Origin of the sequence: Idiomarina sp. UBA4206, from assembly GCF_002383015.1 — a bacterium.
Taxonomy (GTDB): domain Bacteria; phylum Pseudomonadota; class Gammaproteobacteria; order Enterobacterales; family Alteromonadaceae; genus Idiomarina; species Idiomarina abyssalis.
In genome coordinates, this window is sequence record NZ_DFTS01000033.1 from 383 (window position 1) to 1399 (window position 1017).

The 1017-nt window shown below is 46.9% G+C and carries 2 protein-coding genes; both read right to left on the reverse strand.

From position 1 onward, the window contains the following. A partial coding sequence (locus B3180_RS06940; RefSeq protein WP_286843722.1) for a carbamoyl phosphate synthase small subunit occupies positions 1–730 on the reverse strand: 730 nt, incomplete at its 3' end. 158 nt (positions 731–888) lie between these two features. Next, the coding region (locus tag B3180_RS06945) for a dihydrodipicolinate reductase C-terminal domain-containing protein (RefSeq protein ID WP_286843731.1) at positions 889–1017 on the reverse strand (129 nt) is incomplete at its 5' end.

Genomic DNA, 1017 nt, shown 5'->3' on the forward strand with positions numbered 1-1017 from the left:
CGTTCGACAAGAAAATACCGTCCGGGTTTAGCTTTAAAACTTCTTCAGCCGTGGTCTGTGCCGGTACAACGGTAATTTTACAGTTTCTGTCTGCCAGCAAGCGTAAAATGTTGTGCTTACACCCATAATCGTATGCAACCACATGGTACTGGCTTTGCTCAGGTTTAGTGTGTCCTTCGCCCAATTGCCAGCTACCACCAGACCAATCATAAGCTTTGTCACAGCAAACTTCTTTGGCAAGGTCCATGCCTTTTAATCCGGGAAACTTCTGCGCTAATTCCTGCGCTTTGTTTTCATCCAGTTCACCGACCATGATGCAGCCATTTTGAGCACCTTTCTCGCGCAATATGCGAGTTAAACGGCGCGTATCAATGTCCGCAATGCCTACCACATTATGACGTTGCAAATAGGCACTCAAGGTTTCCTCACTACGGAAGTTACTGGCTTTCATTGCCAAGTCTCTGATGATAAGACCTTTGGCCCAAACCTTGTCAGACTCTTCGTCTTCTGAGTTGGTGCCGGTATTGCCAATATGGGGATAAGTTAGAGTAACGATTTGTTCGGTATAAGATGGGTCGGTAAGAATTTCCTGGTAGCCTGTCATGGCCGTGTTAAAGACCACTTCGCCGACTGCGGAGCCTTCGGCTCCAATAGCGGTCCCGCGAAACACGGTCCCATCAGCAAGCACCAGAATCGCTCGTTTAGCGGATTGACTCGCTAGAATACTCAAGGGCAACCTCCGTACATAAAAAAACGGGTGAATCAATAATTTGACTTCCCCGTTTTGCGTCCTGAACCGCGCATTTTGCCAAATCACGCCAGCCTTCGGACTGATTCAGGCAAATTGCACTTATTCTACGAAATTTTACGAAAATCGTCCAGCAGTATTTATCGCTTAAGTAAGCGTTGCAGGATATCCTGCAAGTTAAGTGTGTCTTGCAGACTGAATAACCCAGGAGCTTGCTCTTTAAGCCATTTAGCAGCCCTTATAGCGCCCTCAGCAAAAATCTTACGGTA